This window comes from Streptomyces sp. CNT360 (assembly GCF_000424785.1).
Map to the genome: position 1 here is coordinate 34609 of NZ_AUKO01000028.1, position 16437 is coordinate 51045.

The 16437-nt window shown below is 72.5% G+C and carries 19 protein-coding genes; 5 read left to right on the plus strand and 14 right to left on the minus strand.

Annotated elements, in window-relative coordinates:
- Positions 1 to 10 precede the first annotated feature (10 nt).
- The 3 genes from H297_RS0121075 (at position 11) to H297_RS37605 (ending at position 3126) form a co-directional block, all read left to right on the plus strand.
- Positions 11 to 904 (plus strand): virginiamycin B lyase family protein, encoded by an 894-nt coding sequence (locus tag H297_RS0121075; protein ID WP_027738675.1) that lies wholly within the window; start codon positions 11 to 13, stop codon positions 902 to 904.
- A 209-nt stretch (positions 905 to 1113) separates the two neighbouring features.
- Positions 1114 to 1893, plus strand: coding sequence for a class I SAM-dependent methyltransferase (locus H297_RS0121080; protein WP_027738676.1), 780 nt, complete (start codon positions 1114 to 1116; stop codon positions 1891 to 1893).
- A 567-nt stretch (positions 1894 to 2460) separates the two neighbouring features.
- Positions 2461 to 3126, plus strand: a complete 666-nt coding sequence (locus H297_RS37605) for an HAD-IA family hydrolase (protein ID WP_037794968.1) — start codon at positions 2461 to 2463, stop codon at positions 3124 to 3126.
- Positions 3127 to 3199: 73 nt separating this feature from the next.
- Here the strand turns inward: H297_RS37605 and H297_RS0121090 are convergent, their stop codons facing one another.
- The 4 genes from H297_RS0121090 to H297_RS0121105 form a co-directional block, all read right to left on the minus strand.
- The gene (locus tag H297_RS0121090) at positions 3200 to 3619 is read right to left on the minus strand and encodes an ankyrin repeat domain-containing protein (protein WP_027738677.1); all 420 of its coding nucleotides are present in this window, start codon (positions 3617 to 3619) and stop codon (positions 3200 to 3202) included.
- Positions 3620 to 3648: 29 nt separating this feature from the next.
- Positions 3649 to 4530 (minus strand): HAD-IA family hydrolase, encoded by an 882-nt coding sequence (locus H297_RS40395; RefSeq protein WP_051352048.1) that lies wholly within the window; start codon positions 4528 to 4530, stop codon positions 3649 to 3651.
- A 126-nt stretch (positions 4531 to 4656) separates the two neighbouring features.
- Complete coding sequence (locus H297_RS37615) at positions 4657 to 5772, minus strand: aminoglycoside phosphotransferase family protein (RefSeq protein ID WP_051352049.1); 1116 nt, start codon at positions 5770 to 5772, stop codon at positions 4657 to 4659.
- 118 nt (positions 5773 to 5890) lie between these two features.
- Complete coding sequence (locus tag H297_RS0121105; RefSeq protein WP_027738678.1) at positions 5891 to 6757, minus strand: FadR/GntR family transcriptional regulator; 867 nt, start codon at positions 6755 to 6757, stop codon at positions 5891 to 5893.
- Between the two features lie 340 nt (positions 6758 to 7097).
- Here H297_RS0121105 and H297_RS0121110 point away from each other — a divergent pair, with 340 nt between their 5' ends.
- Positions 7098 to 7280: a hypothetical protein gene (locus H297_RS0121110; RefSeq protein WP_027738679.1), complete on the plus strand. Its 183-nt coding sequence runs from the start codon at positions 7098 to 7100 to the stop codon at positions 7278 to 7280.
- A 110-nt stretch (positions 7281 to 7390) separates the two neighbouring features.
- Here the strand turns inward: H297_RS0121110 and H297_RS0121115 are convergent, their stop codons facing one another.
- From H297_RS0121115 to H297_RS0121125, 3 genes are all read right to left on the minus strand, one after another.
- Entirely contained in the window at positions 7391 to 8692 is a 1302-nt protein-coding gene (locus H297_RS0121115) for a GNAT family N-acetyltransferase (protein WP_027738680.1), read from the minus strand.
- Positions 8693 to 8864: 172 nt separating this feature from the next.
- The gene (locus H297_RS0121120) at positions 8865 to 9815 is read right to left on the minus strand and encodes an asparaginase (RefSeq protein ID WP_027738681.1); all 951 of its coding nucleotides are present in this window, start codon (positions 9813 to 9815) and stop codon (positions 8865 to 8867) included.
- A gap of 212 nt (positions 9816 to 10027) precedes the next feature.
- Positions 10028 to 10591: an RsiG family protein gene (locus H297_RS0121125; RefSeq protein WP_027738682.1), complete on the minus strand. Its 564-nt coding sequence runs from the start codon at positions 10589 to 10591 to the stop codon at positions 10028 to 10030.
- Positions 10592 to 10752: 161 nt separating this feature from the next.
- Between H297_RS0121125 and dtd the strand changes: the two genes are divergently transcribed.
- A complete protein-coding gene (gene dtd / locus H297_RS0121130) occupies positions 10753 to 11178 on the plus strand; it encodes a D-aminoacyl-tRNA deacylase (protein ID WP_027738683.1) in 426 nt (141 codons plus the stop codon).
- Positions 11179 to 11194: 16 nt separating this feature from the next.
- On the opposite strand, the gene ygfZ is transcribed toward dtd, so the two are convergent.
- The 7 genes from ygfZ to H297_RS0121170 form a co-directional block, all read right to left on the minus strand.
- Positions 11195 to 12193 carry a CAF17-like 4Fe-4S cluster assembly/insertion protein YgfZ gene (gene ygfZ / locus H297_RS0121135; protein WP_027738684.1) on the minus strand — a complete coding sequence of 333 codons (999 nt, stop codon included), beginning with the start codon at positions 12191 to 12193 and terminating at the stop codon, positions 11195 to 11197.
- A gap of 9 nt (positions 12194 to 12202) precedes the next feature.
- Positions 12203 to 12649 carry a Fur family transcriptional regulator gene (locus H297_RS0121140; RefSeq protein ID WP_027738685.1) on the minus strand — a complete coding sequence of 149 codons (447 nt, stop codon included), beginning with the start codon at positions 12647 to 12649 and terminating at the stop codon, positions 12203 to 12205.
- A 76-nt stretch (positions 12650 to 12725) separates the two neighbouring features.
- The gene (locus tag H297_RS40400; protein WP_051352050.1) at positions 12726 to 13550 is read right to left on the minus strand and encodes an LAETG motif-containing sortase-dependent surface protein; all 825 of its coding nucleotides are present in this window, start codon (positions 13548 to 13550) and stop codon (positions 12726 to 12728) included.
- A gap of 325 nt (positions 13551 to 13875) precedes the next feature.
- Positions 13876 to 14439, minus strand: coding sequence for a heme-binding beta-barrel domain-containing protein (locus H297_RS0121150; RefSeq protein WP_027738686.1), 564 nt, complete (start codon positions 14437 to 14439; stop codon positions 13876 to 13878).
- A gap of 289 nt (positions 14440 to 14728) precedes the next feature.
- Complete coding sequence (locus tag H297_RS0121160; RefSeq protein WP_027738687.1) at positions 14729 to 15100, minus strand: DsrE family protein; 372 nt, start codon at positions 15098 to 15100, stop codon at positions 14729 to 14731.
- A 77-nt stretch (positions 15101 to 15177) separates the two neighbouring features.
- Positions 15178 to 15465 (minus strand): DUF1416 domain-containing protein, encoded by a 288-nt coding sequence (locus H297_RS0121165; protein ID WP_027738688.1) that lies wholly within the window; start codon positions 15463 to 15465, stop codon positions 15178 to 15180.
- Positions 15466 to 15500: 35 nt separating this feature from the next.
- Positions 15501 to 16337 (minus strand): sulfurtransferase, encoded by an 837-nt coding sequence (locus H297_RS0121170; RefSeq protein ID WP_027738689.1) that lies wholly within the window; start codon positions 16335 to 16337, stop codon positions 15501 to 15503.
- Positions 16338 to 16437 lie beyond the last annotated feature (100 nt).

The window sequence follows — 16437 nt, forward strand, 5'->3', positions numbered from 1 at the left end:
GGGACCGGCGATGAGCACGGCGGCCACGTTCGCTGTCGGAACGGGCCCCTACGACGTCGTCACCGGGCCGGACGGCGCCCTGTGGGTGACCCTCGTCCACGCGAGCGCGATCGCCCGTGTCGCGGCGGACGGCAGTACGGTGACCCACCCGCTGGACGTGCCCGGCTGCGGCCCGACGGTCATCACCCCCGGCCCGGACGGCGCCCTGTGGTTCAGCCGCTACCGCGACCACCGCATCGGTCGGATCACGGTGGACGGACAGGCCGGCTCCTTCGCCCTGCCGACGCCCGAGAGCGGCCCGTACGGCATCGCGGCGGGTCCGGACGGTGCGCTCTGGTTCACGGAGATCAACGTCCATCGGATCGGCCGGATCACCACGGAGGGTGAGGTCACCGAGTTCCCGCTGCCGTTGGACGGGTGCTTCCCCTCGGCGCTGGTGGCCGGCCCCGACGACGCCCTGTGGTTCACGTTGAACCAGGCGGACGCGATCGGCCGGATCGACCTCGACGGCCAGGTGACGGTGCACACCCTCCCCACCCGGGGTGCCGCACCGGTGGGGATCGCCGGTGGCCCCGACAGGGGCGGAGCCGGAGAGCTGTGGTTCGTGGAGATCGGTGCCGGACAGCTCGGCCGGATCACCATGGACGGCCGTGTGGAGGAGTATCCGCTTCCCCACCGTGCCGCGCGCCCACACGCGGTGGCGGTCACCCCGGACGGCACCTGCTGGGTCACCGAGTGGGGGACCGGCAGCATCGCGGTACGCACCCCGGACGGGCACCTCACCGAACACCCCCTGGCGGCCCCCGAAGCGGAACCCCACGGCCTCACGGTCGGGCCCGACGGCAACCTCTACGTCGCGCTGGAAGCCGGGGAGGTGGTGCGGGTCTCCACAGCCCTGGCCTGACCACCACCCGGCCGTCCGGTGACGGAGGGCTCCGGTGACGGAAGGCTGCCCGGTGAGGGGTGCCCCGATGAAGGATGCCCCGGCAACGGACGGCCCGGTACGGACGGCCCGCTACGGGTGAGCCGGCCGGTGTCCGCCGGTCACCGGCGCGGCGGCCCGCCGTCGGAAACACGGTTGGCGGCGGCGGGTCGGCCGGGGAAGATGCGGTCATGGCACCTTCAGACGCGGAACCGGCTCGCTCTTTCGACGCTCTGCTGGAGGAGGCTGCTTCCGCTTCCGTGGAGGGCTGGGACTTCTCCTGGCTGGACGGTCGTGCCACCGAGGAGCGCCCCTCCTGGGGGTACCAGCGTCTGATGAGTGCGCGGCTGGCCACCGCCTCCGCCGCGCTGGATCTGCAGACCGGCGGTGGAGAGGTCCTTGCGGAGGCGGAGAAGCTGCCGCCCACAATGGCCGCCACCGAGTCGTGGCCGCCCAATGTCGCCAAGGCGACCGCGCTGTTGCAGCCGCGCGGGGTGGTCGTCGTCGCGGACGACGACGAGCCGCCGCTGCCGTTCGCCGACGGTGGGTTCGACCTGGTGACCAGTCGGCACCCGGTGCGGGCCTGGTGGTCGGAGATCGCCCGGGTGCTGGAGCCCGGCGGTGCGTACCTGGCCCAGCATGTGGGGCCCGCTTCGGTGTTCGAGCTGGTGGAGCACTTCCTCGGACCGCAGCCGGAGGCCCGCCGTCGGCGGCGCCCCGAGGACGAGCGGGCCGAAGCCGAGGAAGCCGGTCTGGAAGTGGTCGACCTGCGGTCGGAGCGGCTGCGGATGGAGTTCTTCGACATCGGGGCGGTCGTCTACTTCCTGCGGAAGGTCGTCTGGATGGTGCCCGGGTTCACGGTGGAGCGGTACGGGGAGAAGCTGCGCGAGCTGCACGACCGGATGCGTGCCGAGGGCCCCTTCGTGGCGCACTCGTCCCGCTTCCTCATCGAGGCCCGCAAACCCGAGTGAGGGCCCTCACCGACGGGCGGCCCTCACCAGCGGACGGTTCGCCAGCCGATGACAGCTCGCAACCCTCCTGGAACCGGGCAAGTCGCTGGCACCCGGCAAGCCGGTGGAACCCCGGAAATGGGTGTCGGCCCAACACGTGGGCGCCGACTCCAGTGGCAGGCGTCGGCACCAAGAGCAGGTGTCGCCTCCGGGAGCACGCACCGGCTCCGAAGGCAGGCGTCGGTCCCGCAAGTGGGCATCGGTCCGAGGGGCAGGTACCGGCTCGGTGGGTGGGTGTGAGCGCGGCGGGCGGGTACTGGCTTTGAGGGCGGGCGTCGGTCCGGCGGGCTGCTTCGGCTCGACGGGCGGGCGTCGGTCCCGCAAGCGGGCATCGGCCCGAAGGGCAGGTACCGGCTCCCCAAGCACGTACCGGCTTCAAGAGCGGACAGCAGTGCGGTAAGTGGGCGTCAGCGCGACGGGCCGGTGGTGGTCGGCAACGGCTGTCGGGTCGGGAAGCGACCCCGGATGCGGCCGATCGTCGTGGCGGAGCTCTTCTCGGAGATCCGGTCCGCGTGCTAGGAAGCGCGCATGACGACGCCGCTGCCCACACCATCGCCCGCGCCCGGGTCCTCGTCCGTTCCCTCGTTCGATGCGGTGCTGTGCGATGTGGACAACGTGATCCGGTTCTACGACACGGGGCGGCTGGCCCGTCTCGAACAGCTCGCCGGGCTGGAGGCCGGGACGACGGCGCGGCTGGCGTTCGCGCCGGAGCGGGGACGGCCGCTGCTGCTGGGGGAGACCACCAAGGCGGAGTGGACGGTGTCGGTCGCGGAGGCGCTCGGTTCTCGGGGGGTCGCCGGGGGGACGGCGCGGGAGCTGGCCTCGGCGTTGGCGCAGGCGCCGTTCCGGGCGGACGAGGCGGTGGTGGCCGTGTTGCGGAGGGTCCGCGCCCGCGTGCCGCTGGTGCTGGTGAGCAACGCGACGGCGGAACTGGAGGAGGAGCTCGCGCTGCTGGGGCTCGACGGGTTGGCGCACCATGTGGTCAACAGCTCCCGGGAGGGGGTGGCCAAGCCGGACCCCGCCATCTACCGGAGGGCGGCGGAGCGGGCAGGGGTGGCGCCGGAGCGCTGTCTGTTCGTGGACGACGGGGAGGAGAACGTCGCGGCAGCCGTCGCCCTGGGCATGCGGGGACACCACTACCGGGAGGCCGGTCTCCTCGAAGCGGCGTTGAGCAGTGCGCTTAAAGAGGCGTAGGGAGCGGCCGAAACATGGTCTGACCCGCCCCCGGACAGGGCGGGCGGTCCCGCGTGGGAGCGCCCGCGCGGGGTCAGTCGGCGTCGAAGAGGGCGAGCAGTTCCCGCTTTTCGAACATACGGGCCGTGTCGACGGCGGAGGGCGCCCCGGCGCGGGGATCGGCACCGGCCTCGAAGAGCACGCGGACGACCTCGGTGTCGCCCTTGAAGACGGCGCCGGCGAGGGGGGTCTGGCCCCGGTCGTTGGCGCGGTCGGGGTCGGCGCCGTGGGAGATGAGGGCGCGGACCGTCTCCGGGTGGCCGTGGTAGGCGGCGAGCATGAGGAGGGAGTCGCCCTTGTCGTTGGTCAGGTTCGCCGGGACGCCCGCGTTGACGTAGGCGGCGACGGTGTCGGTGTCGCCGTGCCGGGCCAGGTCGAACACCTTCTGGGCGAGCTCCAGGATCTCGGGGTCGTGCGCGGGCTCGTCGCTGGCGGGGGTGGGTGCGTCGGTCATGGTGCCAGCGTACGGATGGCGGCGGGCCTTCACACGTGGGCCAGCGGGTCGATGCTGAGCAGGGCGTCCCGCAGCGAGTCGACGACCGTTTCGGCTCCGACGCCGCGCAGCTCCGCCTCCTTGCGCTCGTTGCGGGCGTAACCGATGAAGGCGACACCGGCCGCCTGTGCGGCGCGCAGGTCGCTGGGGGAGTCGCCGATCATCACGGTGTCCGCGGGGGCGGCCCCCGCGGCGTGCAGGGCCCGCAGGACGCAGTCCGGGTCGGGTTTCAGCCGCGGTGCGCCCGCGTCGCCCACCCGCCCGCAGACCCGGCCCGCGAACAGGTCGAGCAGCCCGCGCCCGGCGAGGTACCGCTCCGCGGCGGCGGCGGAGTTGTCGGTGGCGACGGCCAGGGTGCGGCCGGTCGCATGGAGGGTCCGCACGAGGGCGTCCGCGTATGCGGTGGGGAAGGCACTCTCCGCGGCGGCGCTCTCCTCCCGCGCCAGGGCCCGTTCCATCTCCGAGGCGCTCCCGCCCGCCCCCATGGACGCCGTCTTCCGCCCCACGGGCGCGGGCTCCTGCGCCGAGGGGCCCTGCGCCACGGACGTCGGCCCCTGTCCGACGGGCGTCGGCTCCTGCGCCAGGCGGTCTGGCGCCACGGACGTCGGCCCCTGCCCCACGGGTGTCGGCTTCTGCGTCGCGGGTGTCGGTCCCGGTGTCACCGCGAGGGGCGTCGGTTCGGAGAGCTGGAACGCCGCGGTGAGCAGCCGGAGCGGGTCGGTGGTGTCGGGCCAGGTGCCGGGCGGGGAGGGCGGTGTGTGGGTCTCGCGCAGGCGGGCGGCGACGGCGGGGGCGGTGCGCCGCGCGAAGAGGCGGCACAGGGGGCCGTCGAAGTCGAATATCACGCACTGTGCCGAGGTGAGTTCACGCATTGCCGACCGTCCTCGCCGCTCGCCGTGGACCCGTGAGCCACGGGCGCCGGGATCCCGCGGGGAGCGGGGGATGCCGGGCCCCTGTGGACCCCGTGGGTGGGGGTGCGATTGTTCCAGGCGTGGGCGTCATCGGGCACCGGTCGGCGGGGTGCGGATGTGGCGGGTGGAGGTGCAGAAGTCGTCGTACGCCGCTTCGACGGCACCGGCGCTGGGCACGCCGGTCAGGTCGAGGGCGTCGGCGGCGCGGGTCAGCACGGCGGTCAGGAGCTCGGCGGCGTGGCTCAGGCGGTCGGCGTACTGCGGCGTTCCGGCTGCCTCGCCGACCGTCACGGCCTGCCGTACGGCGTCGGTGAAGACGGACTGGGCGCGCTTGTAGGCGAGGTGGCGTGGCAGGTCCTCGGCCAGCCCCGCGTCGGCGCCCGGCAGCAGCGGCGTGACGGTGCGGCACCAGTCGGCGACGACCGTGTCGTGCTGCGGTGCGGGGTAGTCCATGAGGTGCAGGTGGGTGGCCAGGTCGTAGAGGGGGTCGCCGAGAGCGGCGAGTTCCCAGTCGATGGTCCACAGTCGGCCGTCGGTGCCGACGACGAGGTTGGCGCGGTGCAGGTCGCCGTGGAGGAGGCAGAAGGGGCGGTCGGTCAGCCGTGCCGCCTCCCGTGCGGGCCGGGAGCGGGGGCCCAGGGCGTCGACGGGCAGCCCGAGCCTCTCGAAGAGTGCCCCGAAGCGCGGGCGTCGGGCGTGGTGGGCCTGTTCCTGGGTGAAGGCGAGCATGCCCCGCAGGAAGCCTGCGCTGTCGCGGTCGTGGCGGGGCGCGGGGGCGGTGGGGTGCCGGGGGGAGCGGCGGGCCCGCAGGTGGTGGGGGCGGATGCGGCTGAGGGAGGCGAACCGGGCCATGATCTGCCGGAGGTGGGCGGCGGGGACCGGGCGTCCTGCTGGGGAGAGCGCGGCCAGCGGGGTGCCTTCGACGAAGCCGTGCAGGACGAGGCCGTGCGGAGTGTCGAGCCGGAGTACGGGCGGGATGCGGGGGACGCCGAGCCGTGCGAGGTCGAGGAGGACGTCGTCCTCGGAGGTGAAGTAGCGGCGGTCCTGCCACAGCACTCCGGGGCGGGGTGCGCCGAGCTTGAGGCGTCCGAGTCCGGGCAGCGGCTGTTCGGGGCGGACCACGTACCACTCGCGGTGGTGCCCGGTGAGGGGGCCGTCGACCGAGCCGATGGCCGCTGCGTGCCGGAGGGCGAGGGAGGTCATGGGGTGGGCCTTCGGGGAGGGATCCGCACGAGTGGCGGCACTGTATCCAACTGTCCCCGTCCGCTCGCCCGGTGACTGTGCGGGTCACCCGATCGCACCCTGCGGGTCTGCCCGGAGCTCACTCGAAGTCGGTCGCGATGGTGTTCCACAGCGAGTCGAAGAACTGGCGGGACTCGGCGACGAAGGCGACCTCTTGTTCGTCGCGGGCGTCGGGTCCGCTGGTGGAGCGGAAGAGCTTGGCGGTGAGGCCGAGCACGTCGTACAGGGAGAGCTGTTCGCCCTGGTAGGCGGCTTCTTCGTTGCGGACGACCTGGTAGTAGCCGATCAGGGCCTCCTGGCGGTTGAGCAGGTAGAGCTTGTGGGTGGGGGTGAGCGGCACGGCGCGGACCGCGAGGGAGACCTCGACGCCGAACCGGGCGAGCGAGGTGAGGGAGTTGTCGACGGCGTGCACGTAGCTGGTCTGCATCTGGTGCAGCCGGCGGCGGGGCTTGGGATCGTCGGGGTCGTCGATCAGCCGGGGGAGGGCGAGGCGGGCGTCCAGGCTGGGGACGAGGACCCGGGCGGTGACGGTGCGGGGGGTCAGCCGGCCGTCCATGACCTGGCGTACGGGCCAGGCCAGGGCGTTGTTGAGCGTTTCGGTGGTGAGGGAGAACGCGTCGAGGGTGACGTGGTCGGCGCCGAACGCCTCGTGCAGCCGGTCGGTGAGTTCCACTCCGGCGCTGCGGGGGGCCTCGGTGTGGCGGTCGGGTTCGGCGACGGTCGGTGAGGAGCCGCGGCCGACGTTCTCCAGCAGGCCCTCGCGGGTGAGGACGGCGAGGGCTTCGCGGACGGCGCTGCGGCCGACGGAGAACTCGTCTTCGAGGGCGCGTTGGGTGGGGAGTCGGTTGCCGGGTGTGTAGTCGCCGTTGCGGATGCGTGCGCGGAGGGCGTCGGCGACCACGTCGCGTGGGCGGCGGACGCTGGTGGAGGCGGACTTCCTGGTCACGCCCACGACCATACAACTCGGAGGAGAAAGGCGTCAGTTGTCGCTGTTGGTTTTCAGATGGCGGACAACTGGGCATGTATTCGGTGAGTTGGTCGCCAACTCGCCAACTCGCTGACATGGCAGACGCCATCGCCGCTGCTTTCCTTCGGCCCGCCGGCCCCGGTCGATCCGCCCGTCCGACGATGCATGGGCGCACGCACCCCGCAGGCACCTGAACGTGCACCTGCCGCTCGTCCCGTGCCCGAGACAGCTCGCTCCTCCCCGCGTCGGAGAACCCCTCGTCCTGGAAGGACGTTCTCGTCCGAGGCGGAGCCCCCGTGTCCGAGAAGGAGGGATCGCCATGCCGCTCCTCGCGCTCGCTGTCGCCGCTGCCGTCGTCTTCTTCGAACAGCTCGTCCAGGTGCGCTTCGGGGTCCTCGGCCTCGTCGGGTTCCTGCTGCTGAGCATCGGTCTCAAGGCCCGGCACACCGGGTGCAGCACGGCCGGTGCACTGGTGCTCGCCACCCTGCTGCTGCACCCCTGACCGTGCGGCGGCCGCTGTCATGCCGCCTTCCCCTCCCACTCACCCACGCCACGGGGAAGGCGGCTTGACGACGGCTCCGCGAGGCGGGGCGGCCGGCGCGTGGTGCCCGGTCAGAACATGTCCGGGCACCACGGGCGCCGCGCGGTACGGAAGAGGGCGTCCGCCTGTTCGACGGCCCCCTCGCGGTGCCCGGTCACCCGGCCCAGCGCGGCCAGCCGTACGGCGGACTCGTCGCCCAGGTAGAGGGCGGCGAGCTCCGTGACGTCCAGGGACAGGTCGGGGTCGTCGCCGGTGGCGGTGCACTGTGCCGTCCCCTTACCCGCCGTCCCCGCCGCCCCGGCCGCCGCGGTCTCCAGTCGGAACGTGCCGCCCGCGTATCCGTCCTTGTCGTGGACGTCGAGCACCAGCGTTGCGGCGTACGGGTAGCTGCGGGCGGCCAGCATGCGCGGCACGTCCAGGGGGCGCAGCCACAGCCAGTCGGTGTGGCTGACGACGCGGGCCGCCCGCGGGTCCGGCAGCAGGAGGGGCAGCACGTCGTCGGGGGCACGCAGCCCGGTCCGTACCCGCTGCACCCAGTCCATGGCCAGGACGTACCGCCACAGCGCCGTCTCGGCCGTCGCCGAGGTGGCGCACAGGTCCTTGACGGCGACGGACACCTCGGGCTGCTTGGCCTGCCAGGCGTTGTCGCAGGTGTAGCTCACCCCGCCCTGCGGCCGCCCCTCGGCGTCCCGGTAGACGGCGTGGAAGGGCGGGACGAAGCCGTCACCGGGGAAGCGCAGGTCGCCGGTGGCCACCCGCCACCACTTGCCGTTCCGGTCGATGGCCCCCTGCCGGTGGACGCTGGTGCGGAAGCGGTCGTGGACGTCGGGCATCACCGCGCGGAACGCGGCGGCGTCCACCAGGTCCACCCGCCCGCCGTCCCCCAGGTCGGCGGGGCCGGCGTACCGCCGATCGAGGCCGGCGCGGGCCACGTGGACGTCCCATTCGGCGCCCCAGGCCGCCGGACCGAAGCCGTACCTCCCGTAGATCGGGTACTCGGCGGCGATCAGGGTCGCGCACGCCTCTCCGCGTTCCTTGGCGGCGTCCAGCGCGGCGGCCGACATCGCCATCAGCAGGCCGCGCCTGCGGTGGGTCGGCGAGACGGTGACCGAGGTGACGGCGCAGGCGGGCAGCACGGCGCCGCCCGGCACGGTCAGCTCCTGCGGCATGGTGCGGTACGTGCCCACGCAGCGTCCGCCGTCGAAGGCGCCCTGGGTGCGGTCGAGCGCCGCCTGGCTGTCCAGGCCCAGCGTGCGGACGGCGACCTCTTCGGGGCCGACGTCCGGGCCGCGGAAGAAGCCGGTGGCGACGGCGCGCAGCCACGCGGGGAAGTCGTCGGGGGACAGGGTGCGGATCTGCGGACCGTTCACCATGCGATCACGCTAGGCGCGGTGGGTGCCCGCCCGCATCCGGGTTTCCCCGGCGGGACGCTTTGGACGACCGGACGCTGTCCCGTGCCGGAGCCGCCGTGGGTTCCGGATCACGGCGCCGCACGCCTCGGACCGCGGCGGGAGCCGGGCGCCGCAGAGCACGGCGCGGCACGCCTCAGAACGCCGCGCGGACCTCGCCGACCCGCACGCCGCCGCCCAGCACCGGAACCGTCGCCATGCGTTCCAGCACGGGGGAGCTGACACCCATGTGCAAAGAGAGGGCGCGGGCCACCACGGGGCCCAGCGCCCGGCCGGCGCCGTCCTCGATCTTGAGGGCGAGGGCCTGCCCGTCCGGGAGGGCGAACCCCTGCACGGCCTCGGCCCCCATCTTGCTGACGGCCCCGGGCAGCTCCCGCATCAGCCATGTGTCGTGCCGCCGGGTGCCGCCGACGTACTCGGGGTGGGCCCGCATCGCTGCGGCGACCTGTCCTTCGGGGGTGTCGGCGTCTGCCAGTGCGACGGAGCGGAAGCCGCGGGCCAGCCCCGTGAGGGAGACGGCCATCAGCGGGGCGCCGCAGCCGTCGACGCCGGTGTGGGCGACCGGGTCGCCGGTGGCCGCCTCCAGGGTTTCGCGGACCAGCTTCTGCAGCGGGTGCGTGGGGTCGAGGTAGCTGTCCAGGGGCCAGCCGGCGGACCGGCAGGCGGCGAGCATCGCGGTGTGCTTGCCCGAGCAGTCCATGGCCAGCGGGGTGCGGGTGTGCCCGGCGGCCAGGAACGTCTCGGCCTCCTCCTCGTCCAGCGGCAGGGAGGCGGGGCAGCGCAGGTGGGACTCGGTCAGGCCGTGTTCGGCGAGCATCGTGCGGACGAGGTCGAGCTGGAAGCCCTCCCCGGAGTGGCTGGCCGCGGCCAGGGCGAGCCGTTCGCCGGACAGCTCCAGGCCGGAGCGGAGGACGGCGGCGGCCTGGAAGGGCTTGTTCGAGGAGCGGGGGAAGACGGGTGCTTCCGGGTCGCCCAGCGCGCAGGTGACGCTGCCGTCCGCCGCCAGCACCACCAGCGAGCCCCGGTGCCGCCCCTCGGTGAAGCCGGACCTGACGACCTCGGCGAGCACGGGGAGTATGTCGGGCATCTCGGAACCTTCCGGTGATGTTCGGCGTACCTGGCGTACCTGCGTACGGCGCTGACGAACGGCTGGCAGACGACTGACGAACAGTGCAGTCGAAAAAGTGTGCCCCTCACCGTAACCGGAGCTGTCGGCCCGCAAAACGGACACCCCCGCCGTCCCGGACACGGGCGGGCCGTCCCCGGCCGTCCGCGTACCCCGCCTGCACCGGGGCGCGATCACGGCAGCAGGTCGTCCACCTGTGCCTCGCCCTCCCGGTAGCGGCGGGCGATCTCGGTGCTGCAGTCGTCCGCGGTGTGCTGCAACGACTGGCGGCGGCGGGAGACTTCCTCCTCGTACTCCTCCAGCCGTCCCCGCGCCTCGTGCAGCTCGGTGTCCGTCCGGGCGTTCAGATCGCTCAGCTCCACCTCGGCCAGCATCTTCTCCGCGAGCGCGCGGTACTCCTCGCCGCGCGGTGCGGCGAGAGTCACATGCCGGGCGGAGCGGTGACCCGCGGGGCTGTCGGCCAGGATCTGCGGCAGCAGGTCGAGCAGCGGGGAGCCGGCCGAGCTGCGCCGGGCCAGTTCGGCGCGGAGGATGTCGATCCGCCCCTGCAGCAGCCTGCGCACGTAGCTCAGGTCCGCCTCGTCCTGCTGTGCCGAACGCCGCAGGGCGCGCAGCTCGTGCAGGCGCAACTCGTGCAGCGGCAGCGCGTGCAGCCGGGGATCCTCCGGTAGTTCCCCGGGGGTTCCGCCCCCGGGTTCTCGCGAGGTCTCAGCCCGGCCCGCTCCGGTTGTGCCCATGGGCTTGTGTCCCCTCATCCCATTCGCGGTAGCTCCGCGGTACCTGCTGAACGCACCGCGTGTGCGCATCGTGCCACCGAGTGCCCCCCGCTCGCACCGCTCAGTCCCCCTCGTGGCGGCCGCGCCGCACCGACGGCGAGCGGCCGGGCATGATGGGCGGCATGCGAGCAGTGGTGCAAAGAGTGGACGGCGCGAGCGTCACCGTGGCGGGCCGGACCGTTGGTCGGATAGTCGGGGAGGGCTTGTGCGCGCTGGTCGGAGTGGCGCACGACGACACGAAGGAGCAGGCCGCGCGGCTCGCCCGGAAGCTGTGGTCGGTGCGGATCCTGAAGGACGAGAAGTCGTGTTCGGACACCGGTGCGCCGCTGCTGGTGATCAGTCAGTTCACTCTCTACGGTGACGCGCGCAAGGGCCGCCGCCCCACGTGGAACGGTGCCGCGCCCGGGGACGTGGCCGAGCCGCTGGTCGACGAAGTCGTGGCTCAACTGCGGGCGTCGGGGGCGGAGGTGGCCACCGGGGAGTTCGGCGCCGACATGAAGGTCTCCCTCACCAACGACGGCCCGTTCACGGTGCTGCTGGAGGTGTGAGGGCCCACCGGGCACTTCAGGGGGCGACGACGATCTCCTGCGCGGCGGCGGTGGCTTCCGGGCCGACGATCAGCTCCGCGTCGGGGGCGACGTTCCGCTTCACCAGGGCCAGGGCGATCGGCCCCAGCTCGTGGTGGCGGGCGGAGGTGGTGACGAAACCGATCTGCCGCCCCTCCAGGCCGCCCGCGGCCAGCCGCACCGCGTCGCCGTGCACCGGCAGCCGCACCTCGCTCCCGTCCAGGTGCAGGAAGACCAGCCGCCGCGGCGGCTTCCCCAGGTTGTGGACGCGCGCGACGGTCTCCTGCCCCCGGTAGCAGCCCTTGTCCAGATGGACGGCGGTGCCGATCCAGCCGACCTCGTGGGGGATCGTGCGGTGGTCGGTCTCGCGGCCCAGCCGCGGCCGGTGCTCCTCGACCCGCAGCGCCTCGTAGGCGAGCACGCCCACCGCCGGTGCGTGGGCGTCGGCGAACGCGGACAGCTCGTCCCGCGGCAGGAACAGGTCCCGCCCGTGCGCGGTCTCCCGCACGGCGTGCACGCTCGCGGGCACCTCGGCGATGGAGCCGGCCGGCAGGTGGACGACGGCCACGTCGCCGGTGCGGTCGGCGATGTCCACCCGGTAGAAGAAGCGCATGCTCTCCAGGTAGGCGATCAGCTCGCCCTGCTTGCCCGGTTCGGTGTGCAGCCACACCGCCGTGCCGTCGTCGACGAGCGAGAGGGCCTGTTCGACGTGCCCGTTGGCGGAGAGGATCAGCGCCTCGGTGGCCTGCCCGGCGGGGAGCTGCTCGACGTGCTGGGTCAGCAGCAGGTGCAGCCACGAGAGGCGGTCCGTGCCGGAGACGGTGACCACACCGCGGTGCGAGAGGTCCACGAAACCGGCCCCGTCGGCCAGCGCGCGCTGCTCCTTGAACAGGTCGCCGTAGTGGGCGGCGACACCCTCGTCGGGCGCTTCGGCGGCGACGGCGCCCGGCAGGGTGAGCAGCGGGCTGGGGGCGGGGGCGGGACTGCTGGAGGACATACGCCCAGCCTACGACGGGCCGTCGCCGCTCTCCTCGGCCTTCGCCTGACAGGTGGCGCACCGCCCGAAGATTGCGAAGTGCTTCATGTCCGTCTCGAACCCGAAGCGCTCCCGCAGCGTGGCGGCGAACGGCTCGGCCTCGGACAGGTCGGCCTCGATCACCTCGGTGCAGTCCCGGCACACCAGGTGCATGTGGTGATGGCGGTCGGCCAGATGGTAGGTGGGAGCGCCGTGTCCGAGGTGGGCGTGGGAGACCAGGCCCAGTTCCTCCAGGAGCTCCAGCGTCCGGTAGACCGTCGAGATGTTGACGCTGCCGGCGGTGCGGCGGACCTCGGTGAGGATGTCGTCCGGTGTGGAGTGCTCCAGCTTGTCCACGGCCTCCAGCACGAGCTGACGCTGCGGAGTGAGCCGGTATCCGCGCGCCCGAAGATCGCTCTGCCAGTCGGTGGTAGCCACGAGGTCCAGTGTAGAAGCGGTGCGGGTCCGGGTGCCCCCGTGGCACCCGGACCCGCCTGCCGGAAGGGGGGCGGGGTCAGTTCTGGCCGGCGGTCCTCTTCCGCTTGGCCAGGTAGACGGCCGCGCCGCCGATGACGACGAGGGCGCCGGCACCGCCGATGAGCATCGGGGTGTGGGAGCCGCCGCCGGTCTCGGCGAGGTCGCCGGAGCCGTTGCCCTTGTCGGAACCACCGGCGGGTGCCGGGGTGTTGGCGTCGTCGGAGGAGTCGTCGCCGGGCTTCTCCGACGGCTTCTGGGTGGGCTGGGTCGGCTTCTGGGTCGGCTCGCCGGTGGGCTTCTCTGTGGGCTTGCCCGTCGGCTTCCCGGTCGGCTCGTCCGTCGGCTTCCCGGTGGGCTTCTCGCTCGGCTTCGGCCTGGTGGCGTCCACGCTGTAGCTCTGGGTGATGCTGTTGTTGCTGGTGTCCGGGTCCGCCTTGTCGCCCTTGATCTCGGCGCGCAGCGTCTGCTTCTTGCCCGAGAGGGCGGCCGGCAGGTCCATGTTCTCCAGCGAGTCGCCGCTGGCGGCCAGGTCGGCCACGATGACGACCTTCTTGGCGCTCCAGGACTTCACGGCGCCCTTGTCGACCTTCGGCTTGGCCGTGAAGGTGACGCCCTTGACGGCGGTCACGGTGACGGTGGCCGTGGTGGCCTCCGGGCCGTGGCTGCCGAAGTTGCCGCCGATGCCGTCGCCGAGGACCCGGCCGGAGTTCTTGTCGTAGAGGATGCCCGAGGTGAGACCGACGTTCAGGTCTGCGCCGCTGTCGTAGGCGAAGGCACCGGCCGCGGTGGCCACCTGGGTGGCGGCCAGGCCGCCGAGGAGGGCGACGGTGGCGGCAGCGGTGGTGATACGGGAACGATTCACAGAAAGAGCCTTTTCCCCGTTGAGGCAGCAGGGCGCGGCGGCGGGAGCGTGTGGGGAGCGCGTCACCGGGCCGCCGAGGCCCGTGCCGGTGAATGGATTGACGCCATTCTTATCACTCAGATGTGCGCATCAACTGCGCGTACGGACCGTGAAAAGACCGACCGGTAGCGTACGTGTAGCGCTGCTGACCTGCACTTTCAGTGAGTGCTCAGTCGGGGGAAGAAGGACAGGAGCCGCACGGGGGGAAGCACTTCTTGCGCAGGCTGCACAATCGTGACACTGCTGAAACGCTCGGCGTCGGTCTGTGACGACGCCGGCGCCCCTCTCAGCGGAAGAAGGCGATACCGTCGTCCGGCAGGTCCACGACGTCCTTCGCCCACTCCTTGGGGTCGACGACCTTCTTCAGGTGCGCCGACATGTAAGGACGCAACGGCACCTCGGGCGTGGCCTTCTCGCCCACCCACATCAGGTCCCCGTTGACATAGCCGTACAGGCGCTTGCCGCCGCTGTACGCGCCCGCCGCCCCGGTCCGTGCCACGGCGTCGGTCGCCAGGTCGATCTGCGGCTTCTGGTCCGCCAGCTCGCCGTACCAGACCTCCGCGATGCCCTGGTCGCGGACCATGACGACCTCGACCTTGCGGTCGGCGTCGATCCGCCAGTACCCCGTCTCGGTCTCCAGGGGGCGCACCTTCCTGCCCTCCGCGTCCAGTTCCCAGGAGTGCGAGAGGTACTCCAGGAAGTCCCGGCCGTCGTGGGTGAAGGTCACCTCCTGGCCGAAGTTGCACTTGTCCTGGCCCTCGAACTCCGCCACTCCGGCGCCGGTCCAGTTGCCGAGCAGGAAGGCGAGGGGGACGAGGTCCGGGTGGAGGTCGGACGGAATCTCGATCATGGTGGGCTCAGTCGTCTCGAAGGTCCGGGACAGCAGCGGCCGCGCTCAGCGCTGGCCCTGGTACAGCTTCTTGAAGGTCAGCCCGGCGAAGGCCACGGTGCCGACGCAGACCAGGACCATCAGGGCGGTGAAGAATGCCTCAAGCACGGGGCGGCTCTCCTTGCACGGTGTTTCTTGCACGAGGTGCTGTGACCCGGCCGAGTCTAGTCGCCGTCGCCGCAGCCGGCCCGCGGAGGGGGGCGCCCGTGCAGCGGGACAGGGGCGGGGGCGCGGCGGGCCCGGGGGAACGTCAGTAGACGAGGGCCTGCACGCCCTCCGGCATGATCTCGCTGACGAACACCTGGGCACCCGCGATCCGGACGCCCTCGACGACGTCCTTCTCCGCGATGTCCCTGCGCGCCGCGCACTGCGTGCACAGCGTGATCCGGCCGCCGGCCGCCAGCACGGCGTCCATCAGGTCGGGCAGCGGGGCCGCGTGCGGCAGCGTGAACTCCGCGGCCCGCCCCGGCAGGGCGAACCAGGCGGACTCGCCCGTCAGCCACAGGCTGACCTCGGTGCCGCTGGCCGCCGCCACGGAGGCCACCGTGAACGCCTGCGAGCACCTCTCGGGGGCGTCGGCGCCCGCGGTGACCTTGATGACGAGCTTGCTGCGGGTTGTCATCCGCCCAGCATAGGAGAGGCCCCTGCCCCCTCCCGGCCGGCGACCGGAAAGGGGCAGGGGCCGGTGGTGCCGGTGCCTCAGACCGCGATGGCGACCTCGGCCAGGCCGCCGTCCTGGGCCACGACCGTGCGGTCCGCCGTGCCGCCGGGCACCAGGGCGCGGACCGTCCAGGTGCCCTCCGCGGCGTAGAAGCGGAACTGGCCGGTGGCGGAGGTGGGGACCTCCGCGGTGAACTCGCCGGTGGCGTCCAGCAGCCGTACGTACCCGGTCACGGGCTCGCCGTCACGGGTGACGCTGCCCTGGATCGTGGTCTCGCCGGGCTTGAGGGTGGCGGTGTCCGGGCCGCCTGCCTGTGCTCCGCACATGGGGGTTCTCCCTGCAGTGGATCGTGGGGCGGGGGTCAGTTCGAGCCGAGCTCGACGGGGACGCCGATGAGGGACCCGTACTCGGTCCAGGAGCCGTCGTAGTTCTTGACGTTCTCCTGGCCCAGCAGCTCGTGGAGCACGAACCAGGTGTGGGCGGAGCGCTCACCGATGCGGCAGTAGGCGATGGTGTCCTTGCCCAGGTCGACGCCCTCGTCCTGGTAGAGCTCCGTGAGCTCGTCGTCGGACTTGAAGGTGCCGTCGTCGTTGGCCGACTTGGACCAGGGGATGTTGCGGGCGCTGGGCACGTGGCCGGGCCGCTGGGACTGCTCCTGCGGCAGGTGCGCGGGGGCCAGCAGCTTGCCGCTGAACTCGTCGGGGGAGCGCACGTCGACCAGGTTCTTGGTGTCGATCGCGTCGACGACCTCGTCGCGGAAGGCGCGGATGGAGGTGTCCTGCGGCTTGGCCTTGTACTGGGTGGCCGGGCGCTCGGGGGTCTCGACGACCAGGTCGCGGGAGTCCAGCTCCCACTTCTTGCGGCCGCCGTCGAGGAGCTTGACGTCGCTGTGGCCGTAGAGCTTGAAGTACCAGTAGGCGTAGGCGGCGAACCAGTTGTTGTTGCCGCCGTAGAGGACGACGGTGTCGTCGTTCGCGATGCCCTTGGCGGACAGGAGCTTCTCGAAGCCCTCCTGGTCGACGAAGTCGCGCCGCACCGGGTCCTGGAGGTCCTGCTTCCAGTCGATGCGGATGGCGTTCTTGATGTGGTTCTTGTCGTAGGCCGAGGTGTCCTCGTCCACCTCGACGATGACCACCTTGGGGTCGTCGATGTGGGCCTCGACCCAGTCGGCGTCGACCAGAACGTCGCTGCGGCTCATGCTGTCTCTCCTCGTGGGATGGGTGATGCGGCGGGAGGGCGAGTAGGGCGTACGGGCCGGCGCGGGCGTGGAGCGCGGTCCGCCCGGCAGTCGGGCGCGG